Below are 9668 nucleotides of genomic sequence, written 5' to 3'. Positions count from 1 at the left end.
TGGCTATATGGGTACAGATATGGTTCTTGATAAAGAAGAAGGACCAATGGTGCTTGAGCTTAACGCCCGACCGGGTCTAGCAATTCAAATAGCTAACGGTGCCGGACTGCTGCCTAGGTTGCATCACATAGAAAACCTCGGCCAAGGTGCTGAATATCCCAAACCTACAGAGCGCGTTGCGTACTCGGCTAGGCAGTTTGGTATTTTTGCTAAAGAACTTGTTGGCTAATCATTTCAGATAATCATCATGATGCCCGCTCTATGCGGGCATTTTTATGCGTTAGTCGCGGTTGGCTGAGGCTGGCATAGCTGATACTTACGTTTAATCACATCCGAAATCTTCTCAGCGATCATAATAGTAGGAGCGTTAGTATTGCCACCAATCAAAGTCGGCATTATTGACGCATCAACCACACGCAAGCCTTCTAACCCATAAACCTCCAAGTTGTGGTCAACCACCGCTAAAGGGTCGTCTGCCGTACCCATTTTACATGTGCCAACTGGATGATACTGGGTATCGGCACGATTGCGAATATCTTGCTCAATCGCTTGTTCGTCTTTCGGGTCAATTGGGTAGAAGCTCTCCCCTCTCACATCATCAAACGACTCACTTTCTAGCATTTGATATTGTTTTTTCCATGCCTTAATCATCACTTGCATATCGTCCGAATGACTAAAAAACGCAGGATCTATTTTGGGTGGTTCATAAGGGTCAACACTATTTAACTTCACCGTTCCGCGACTCTTTGGCCGGAGCAAAGTCACATGGGAGCTAAAGCCATGACTAAGATGAATTTTTCGTGCATGGTCATCAACAACCGCCACGACAAAAACAAATTCTAAGCCCGGCACCGAACTATGTTGGTCAGAGTAAAAGAAGCCAATACCCTCTGCGTAATTACTGGTAAGTTTTCCAGTGCGGTGCTTTCTCCATTCAGGCAGCGCCTTGGTTAACTCAGCCACCATTTGCAGTGACACGCCAAAGGTTGAACGCTTTTCCGAGCACTTATAGGAGTGAATCAAGTCAATATGATCTTGGAGATTTTCACCAACGCCCTCGAGCTGTTGAACTTGATCAATCCCATGCAGTTCAAGCTCTTGTTTTGGTCCTACGCCAGATAACAGCAGAATTTGTGGTGAACCAAATGCGCCAGCGGAAAGAATGACCTCTTTTTTACACCTAATCTGGATTCGTTGGTTACCAACGCCATACTCAACGCCAATCGCGCGCTTGTCACGAAATAGAACCTTATGAGTGGTCGCTTGAGTAACTACAGTGAGATTGGGACGGGATAAATGGGGAGTAAGGTAAGCTTTAGCAGCACTACATCTTTCACCGTTACGTTGGGTCACTTGAGTTGCCATAGCGCCAAACTGCTCGGCACCATTAATGTCGCTGTTTCTTGGTATACCCATAGCCTCACACGCTGCCAAATATCGCTCTAGCATCTCACTTGGTGAGCGCAGGTTAGCAACGTTCAGCGGTCCGCCTTGTCCATGATAGTCATTTTGGTGAATTTCGTTGTGCTCGGCTTTTCTAAAATAAGGCAAACACTCGTCATAGCTCCAACCTGAATTGCCTAAGCTCGCCCACAAGTCGTAATCATACTTGTGCCCACGAGCGTACATCATCGCGTTGATCGAGCTTGAGCCGCCTAAGGTTTTGCCTCTTGGTTGATACCCTTTCCGACCATTGAGCCCTGGTTGAGGAACCGTTTTAAACGCCCAGTTGTTGTATTTGGTCGGCATCATAGCGACCATTCCCGCTGGGGTATGAATACAAGGGCTACTGTCTGTACCACCAGCCTCTAGTAAGCACACTGTTATGTTAGGTTCTTCGGTTAAGCGAGACGCCAATACGCACCCCGCCGAACCGCCACCTACGATAATGAAATCATAACTGTCCATAGCTATCTCCAGTCGAGCAATGAATCCAAAATTTTACTTTTTTAGGCTTGGGTCCGGCTTACCCACAAACCAACGCACCGCTAGCTTTTGAATAGGATTTTTGTAGGGCGGTACAAAAAGTTGAATTGGGAACCAGCCGCGCATTTGCAGCACGCTGCGAGCATGGCTTAACTCACGGAAGCCCTCTTCACCGTGGTAATTGCCGATTCCCGAGTTACCAACACCGCCAAACGGTACCGAATGGTTCAGTACATGCCAGCCCCAATCGTTAATCGTTACGCCGCCACTATGAGTTCGAGCCAACACCTCTTCACGCTGCTCTTTGTTGTGGCTAAACAGATAACAGGCGAGCGGTCTTGGCCTTGCGGTAATATAATCAATCACTTGATCAAGACTCTGGTAACCATGCACGGGCAGTAGTGGGCCAAAGATCTCTTCTTGGCAAATTCGCATTTCAGGCGTTAAGTTGGTTGCGACGTAGAGTGGTGTTTTGCGCCCTTCTCCCTCACTTAAACACTGAGTAATCGTGGCGCCTTTCTGCTTAGCATCGTCAAGCAACTGATGAAAGCGCTGGTGCTGGGCGTCATCAACGAGAGCGGTATAGTCATGATTTCCTTCAATCTGGCCGTACATTTTCTGCTGTGCGGAAGCCACAGCCGCAACGAATGCATCCACTTTTTCTTGTGGAACAAACGCGTAGTCCGGAGCAATACAGATCTGACCTGAGTTAAACCCTTTGCCATGAGAGATCCGTTGTGCAGCTCGCTCTATGTCATAGTCATCGAACACAATCACCGGCGACTTGCCGCCCAACTCTAGAGTAACCGGGATAAGGTTTTTAGCCGCATTGGCCATAATCGCTTTTCCGCTATTTGGAGAGCCAGTAAACACTAGATGATCAAACGGCAGATGAGATATCTCCATTGCTTGAGGATGACTTCCATGCACCACACGAACCAGATCCTTAGGGAACACTTCCGCAAGCATCTCAGTTAACACCTTAGTGGTTTGCGGGCAATTTGGTGGCATCTTTATCATGCAACGGTTGCCCGCTGCCAATGCAGTGGTTAGAGGTCCTATAGAAAGGTAAAGAGGAAAATTCCACGGACATATAATACCCACCACCCCTTTGGGCTGGTACCTTACTTCAAGCTTATTACCTTTAAACAACCACTCGGTTGGGCGACGACTTGGCTTCATCCAACGGCCAAGGTGACTCAAGACATGATTAATATCCAAAATCGGCGCAAGAATATCGGCCATAATAGATTCAGTATGACTACGTCCACCAAAGTCATCACTCATTGCATCGGCAAGCGCATCTTGATAGCGAGAAAGCTGCTTTTTAAGCGCTTTAAGTCGCAGCTTCCTAACTGCCAAACTAGGATGTGTTTCAATTTGGTACGCTGATTTCAACTCAGTGAACCATTGACTTAGCTCGTTACCATCTTGTATTGAGTTAAGCTCGGCTTGTTCTACCAAATGGTCTGCAATCATGTTCATTGTAATGACCTCTTTTACGCTGAGCATTCATTCCAACATTTCGTTAACACCATGCCTAGGTGACAAAAAGACAGAAAACGGTGAAATTCGGACATATTTACTGGACGAACTGACTCTACTCAAGCTATACAACAATGACCTAACCCAAAAAAGGAACTAAGTAAGTGGAATATAGCGCGGTTTATGAACCAGATGTACTGGCAAGCGGCATTTTAGATGTACAACTGCTAACCCGTTATCTCAACAATCGAGTTCCGGCTGAGGCGCTACTTGAAGGTAGTGGCCTTTCCAGCACTCAACTCTACTCTCCCGAAACTCACATCACCCTTGCGCAAAAGCTAGTTGTCTTCAGCAATGCGCTACGCTTATCCGACGAGCCCGATTTAGGCCTAAAAGTGGGGCAGCAGGCTCGTTTTAGTGACTTTGGTGTACTGGGTTACGCAGCATTCAGCAGCAACACTCTACTCGACGCTCTGTTACTAGGATTCAAATATCTGCGCCTTGCTGGACCAGTGCTGAGGAAAAAAATGTGGGTTGAAAACGAACGGGGATTCTTCCGAGCAGAACAACTAGTCGAGCTTGATACCCTTCTTCCCTTCTGTTGTGAATATTGGTTTGCCGCCATTCAAAACTTGTGTGAAGAGGTCATGCAATCCCCTTTCCCTTCGCATTTAATAAAGTTTCCTTATCCGAAACCAGCCCACGGTGACACCTACGCTAATATGTTTCAGTGTCGTATAGAGTTCAATAGCCCATTTTTAGAGTGGGAGTTCGACGGTAATCGACTCAATGATCCGCTCCCTTCTGCAAACCCAATGACACTGCAAATGTGCCTTAAGTCTTGTGATGAGATGTTAGCGAAAGTAACTGCAGCTTCGAGTTTGAAAGAGCAAGTGATGCAGATCTTTGTTGAGAATCCTGGCAACTACCCCTCTATTGAAACGCTATCCTCTGATCTCGGCATGTCTTCGCGCACTCTGCGCCGACACCTAAAGCTTGAACAAACCAGTTATCAACAGATATTAGATGAGGTGCGTTTTCGACTAGCAAAGCATTACCTTGCTTCAACCGACTTAAATGTGGAAGAGATTGCAGAACGCGTCGGCTTCTCAGACAGTGCGAATTTTCGCCAAGCCTTTCGCCGCTGGGCATTATGCTCGCCTAAACAATATCGACTCAACAATAAGCAATCAAACACATAAATAAGTTCATAATTATCCAATGATTTTCTTATTACTCGCTATCAAAAATAAGACTCGTCTTACCTATGGCTGCACCTTTTAACACCACTGTCACACATTGGAGTGTGTCACTTGGATTTGCAAGTCACATCGCTTAAGTTAGAAGCGCTTATTCCCCACAAGCATAGAGGTGACTTTAATGAAGGATGGTAAAGACACTCCCCCAACTAATGAAAAAGCATCCGATCATCTAGAACAGGATCTGGAACGTATCTCCGAAATGTCTTTTGAAGCATTGAATGAGCTTGAAAGGCTGATGGAAAAAGCTTCTCCACTGGAAAACGAGAGATAAAAAAATAGTCCCTAGCTTTCGCTTAGGGACTATCTGTTTTAACCCACTTTAAATTACAGACTTTCTGCTAACTCTTGCGCCTCACTCTTCGGTTTAGCCTCCTGACCAAAACCTCTTAGACCAACCACATGTACATGTTCATGGTCTTTGAACACTTTACGTACTAGCTTGTAAGTTGTGCCTTTTTCTGGGCTAATATTCTCTGGTGCAGCAATCAGAAGCTGCATATCCAAACGGTCACACAATTCAAACAAGGTCGAAATAGACTTCGCATCCAGACGTGCCGCCTCATCCAAGAACAACAGACGACAAGGGACAATGTCTTTGCTACGCAGTCGACGCGACTCCTCTTCCCAGCTTTGTACCACCATAAGCAGAATTGACTGACCAGTACCGATCGCTTCACCGGTAGAAAGTGCGCCTGACTCTGCCTGCAGCCAACCATCTGAACCACGGTTAACCTCAACACTTAGCTCTAGGTAGTTACGGTAGTCCAGTAGTTCTTCACCCAGTACTTGTGGAGAACGTTGGCCCATGTCGATATGCGGATTGACGCGTTGGAATAGCTTCGCCATCGCTTCAGAGAAGGTATAGCGAGGTGATTCAAACAGGTCTTTATGTTGCTCTTGCTGCGTCGATAAGCCATTAAGTAGCACTTCATGGCTCTCACGAATCTTCACATTCAAGCGCACGCCTTTAACCTGACCAAACGAAATATTCGACAAGCCTTGGTTAAGCATACGAATACGGTTCTGCTCGCGTTGAATCGTCTTCTTGATAATGCTCGCTACAGAGTCAGAGCTTATCGCTAGGCGGTTCTCGCGTTGAGTGAGCTCTTCGGTTAGACGCGCCAACTCCACTTCCATCTCTTCGATTGCTTCGACAGGATCGTCAGTATGAATAATGTCTTGGCGAATACGTTCACGAAGGTGCTGGTAAACTGCAATGTAGAACAGAACTTTACGCTCTGGACGGGCATTGTCTTCAGACAAGCGCAGTGCATCACGCAAGTCTTCATTGTCTGCCACGGCAAGACGAAGCGCACCCAGTGATTTATCCGACATTGAGCGCAGTTCATTGTCAGATAGGTATGCAAGTTCGCGTTTATGTAAGCGACGCTCAACATCGTTTTCACGTGCTAAACGAAGCACTGAACACCAACCCGCTTTAGCCGCGACCACAAAGGTACGCAGCTCAACGTACTCTTTCTGCACTTTCTTCAAACGCTTGGCTAGCGCCTTCATCTCTAGTTCTGTAGAAGTGATCGTGCGTTCGCATTCGCTCTTACGTGAACGCGATGTATGCAGACGCTCTTGAAGCTCATCACGGCGTCGCATAGCACGTTCTGCCGCGCCTTCATCAGCGGTAACGCCGTATTCTTGAAGCTCTTGCTTAAACTCTTGAACCGTTTCCAGCTTGGCTTGGTGCGAGCTCTTAAGCGATGCCAATACTTGATTGTATTGGTTAATTTGGCTTTGCGACTGCTTAAGCTCCTCGCGAGAACGAGTACGGGCTTGTTCAGCTTGAACCAACTTAGCTTTCAGCTGTTCACTCAGTTCGCTGCTCTGGCTAAGCAAATCCACTGAGTCTGAGTAAGCAAAGTAGTGACGACGCTCTACAAGGTCCGACAACGCAAAAATTTGCTTCTTCAGTTGCTGGAGTTTCTCATCTGCTGCGCGATACTCAGCCTCAAGTGCATCAAACTGCTCTGGGTCCGCATCTAGCGCAGAAGCAATCTTCTCAAGCTCTGTTAGCGCCTTAGCGTGATTCGTAAGGAAAGCCTTAGCTTCCGTTAACTTAGCCAGGTTGTGCTCTAGCTCTTCAAACTGCGCTTCAAGGGCGTCATCTTCGATCAGCGCCATACTCGGTGCGATCTTATCTAAAGCGGCTAGCGCTTGCTTACTACCAAGAAGCTGGCTGCGCTGCTGCTGCTCTTTTGCATCAAGGTCAGCAAGAGTGCGAGCTAGTTGATTGCGTTTGTCACGGATAGTCGTCAACGCCTGCTCAGGATCCGCTTCAAACGCGACCTGAATATGCTTAGCAACAAAGCTATTAAATGCTTGGTACAAACGCTGAAGCTTCTGTGAATCGAACGCTGCTTTCGCGTGCTCTTCTACCACATCCTCACGCTCACTGCGCAGCAACTCTAAACGCTGTTCACGAGCTGCACGGCCAAACAGAGGGATCTCAGGCAAACGTGAGTAGCGCATTTGACGATCGTTCATACGCACACATACCGCGCCTTCTAGCTCTTCTGCATCAAACGTGCTGTCATCAAATGCGTCAACATCACCTTCAATGATGTAAAGGTCTTCTGGACAATCATCAAGTTCAACGAGCTTCTCTTCAATACCTGAAAGATCAGAGACTACAATCGCGTGGCGAGCAGGACCATACATAGCACTAAAATATGGCGCATCACCAATCGTAATATCCAGCTGCATCTGGCTCATAACGGACTGGCTATCAGCAAGTTCAGCACCACTCTGGTCACGCAAAGATTCAAGTGCATCATGAGCGGCAATCCAAGTTGGCGCGATTGCCTCTAGCTTTTTGATCTCTGCCGCTGCGTCTTGCTCTTGGCGACGCTGCTCGCTGCGCTGCTCGCGAACCTCTTCTTGGCACATCTCAAGCGATTCGATTTGCGCTGCGTGACGTTCACGCTCTTGCTCGAAAGTCACTTCATCAGTTAGCTCAACCTGGTGCTGCTTTTGGTATTCAGCCACCAGCTCTTGAGTTTGACGCTGTTTATGCAAACGACGTTCAACATCACGATGCTGAGCACGCCACTGCTGCTCATTTTGCACTAACTGCTGCGCATCACGACCTTGCTGTAAAGCTGTTTTTGCCGATTGAGAAGCGTCGCTACGCTCTACTTGGCCAACGATTCTTTTCACAAGCGTCAACGCTGATTCAAACTGCTCCGCTGCTGCTGAAGTCATATCTAGCTTGTGTTTAGTCGCTAGCAATTCAGTCGTGCTCTGCGCTTCGTTATCTTTTAACTGCGACACTAGAGTCTGGGCCGATTCAGCCGTTAGCGACTCATCTTCGAGTAGTTGTTTTGCTTTCTCTAACGCTTGTACCGCTTGTTGGTATTGCAGCGCTCGAGTTTGCTGAACGTCTAAAGCCTGTTGATAATCGGCAAGTTGGCTCTTTAAGCTATCAACTTCTTCTTCAGAAACCGTTGCTTGCTCTTCCGCCATTAAGACACGCTCTTGTGCCTCTTCGACCACCATCATCTGCTCTTCAAGACGTTCTTGAAGCTCTTCCAAGTCTTCTTGGTAACGTTCAATCTTCTCTTGCTGACGCAGTGCATTTTGCACCAACTGCAAGTGGTCAGAAGCCGCTTGGTAGTCTTGCTCTAAGGAGGATTCCGACTCGACCAGTAGCTCTAACTCTTCTTGAACGCGGTTAAGCAGGTTGTTTTGCTCTAACAAAGTTTCTCGTGAGCTAAATAATTCAGAGCGCAGAGATAAAGTTTGATCTAACTTGTTGCGACGGTCATTCGCATGACGCATATAGTCTGCCGCGACATAGTTAGTCGATTCGGTAATGAGATGCTTAAATAGGTCACGGTCAGCTTGGGTGGTTTTAATCGCCTCTAACGTCATGCGGTTTTCGCGCAGCGCCGACTCCATATCCTGGAAAGCTTTCTTCACCCCACCATTTTGCGGAAGTAGGTAGTCACGCAAAGAGCGAGTAATCGCACTTGAAATACCACCGTACAGAGAAGCTTCAATTAAACGGTAGAACTTAGAGCGATCACTAGAGTTGCGCAATTTCTTCGGAATAACACCGAACTCAAACATCTGCGCATGATAATCAACGATTGAGGAGAACGCTTTAAACTGCACTCCCTCAAGGCTAGCAATCGACTCTTTTACTTCGTTAATCTGACGCACGCGAGCTTGAGTATCGGACACGCTTTCGATCAGCACGTCTGTCGGCTTAACATGGCTCGGTAAGCCTTGAATCACAAACGGCTTGATGTCGACTTTCTTATCTCGACCAGCCACTTGCTGAAGTTTAACCGCGAACAGTAAACGCTGATTGCGCGAGTTCACTACATCAAGAGCCGCGTAACATGCGCCCGCCTGAAGCTTACCGTATAAGCCTTTATCACGAGACGATTGGCTACTACCTGCTTCAGTCGTGTTTCGGAAGTGAAGCAAGGTTTGGTCGGGAATCAAAGCAGTGATGAACGCCGCCATAGTGGTGGATTTACCTGCACCGTTACCGCCCGAAAGCGTGGTGACTAAGCCATCAATATCAAATGTACGCGCAAAGAAGCCGTTCCAGTTGATCATGGTTAGCGATTGATATTTACCTCGTTCAATCATGCTTCACCCTCTACCTGCATCTCTTGTTCAGCGTTTTCTTCGCTCTCTTTTTGTTCTAGTAAGCTGCCTTGGCTAGGCTCTTTGGTGTGAACGACCGCCTCACCATCGCGAATTAACCTTAGCTGCGCTTCACGCATATCATCGCCCAAGCGCACATCGGCACCGAAGCGGAACACCGATTCGCTAATACTGAACTTACCCGTTTCACCGATGTTGATGATCATGCCTAAACGGCGTAAACGGCGCAGTGACGTACGAACCTTCTCGAACAGCTTCTCTTTATCTAAATCAGAGCCTGTTGCTCGGTTGGTGACCAGCTTCATTAATTTAGCTTCATCAGCCAGTGCCAATAGCTCTTCGTATAACTCTTGGTTAGTGAAGATG

At 47.4% G+C, this 9668-nt stretch carries 7 protein-coding genes; 3 read left to right on the top strand and 4 right to left on the bottom strand.

Translation table 11 applies throughout. The features are described from left to right. The coding region (locus QTO00_RS11100; RefSeq protein ID WP_331424872.1) for a sugar-transfer associated ATP-grasp domain-containing protein at positions 1-229 on the top strand (229 nt) is incomplete at its 5' end. A 44-nt stretch (positions 230-273) separates the two neighbouring features. Here the strand turns inward: QTO00_RS11100 and QTO00_RS11095 are convergent. Further along, a complete protein-coding gene (locus QTO00_RS11095; protein WP_331424871.1) occupies positions 274-1908 on the bottom strand; it encodes a GMC family oxidoreductase in 1635 nt (544 codons plus the stop codon). Between the two features lie 33 nt (positions 1909-1941). After that, positions 1942-3411 carry a coniferyl aldehyde dehydrogenase gene (locus QTO00_RS11090; RefSeq protein WP_331424870.1) on the bottom strand — a complete coding sequence of 490 codons (1470 nt, stop codon included), beginning with the start codon at positions 3409-3411 and terminating at the stop codon, positions 1942-1944. A 164-nt stretch (positions 3412-3575) separates the two neighbouring features. Here QTO00_RS11090 and QTO00_RS11085 point away from each other — a divergent pair, with 164 nt between their 5' ends. Then, positions 3576-4613, top strand: a complete 1038-nt coding sequence (locus QTO00_RS11085) for an AraC family transcriptional regulator (RefSeq protein WP_331424869.1) — start codon at positions 3576-3578, stop codon at positions 4611-4613. Between the two features lie 178 nt (positions 4614-4791). Next, complete coding sequence (locus QTO00_RS11080; RefSeq protein WP_331424868.1) at positions 4792-4944, top strand: hypothetical protein; 153 nt, start codon at positions 4792-4794, stop codon at positions 4942-4944. Positions 4945-4997: 53 nt separating this feature from the next. On the opposite strand, the gene mukB is transcribed toward QTO00_RS11080, so the two are convergent. Next, on the bottom strand, positions 4998-9284 hold the full coding sequence (gene mukB, locus QTO00_RS11075; protein ID WP_331424867.1) for a chromosome partition protein MukB: 4287 nt from the start codon (positions 9282-9284) through the stop codon (positions 4998-5000). Beyond that, positions 9281-9668 (bottom strand): chromosome partition protein MukE (locus QTO00_RS11070; RefSeq protein ID WP_331424866.1); only part of this gene is annotated, 388 nt, incomplete at its 5' end. The genes QTO00_RS11070 and mukB, both read right to left, overlap by 4 nt.

It is taken from the genome of Vibrio sp. M260118 (assembly GCF_036533755.1).
Classification (GTDB): Bacteria; Pseudomonadota; Gammaproteobacteria; order Enterobacterales; family Vibrionaceae; genus Vibrio.
The sequence above is the reverse complement of the archived record's forward strand: the minus strand, read 5'-3'. Positions and strand labels throughout refer to the sequence as shown.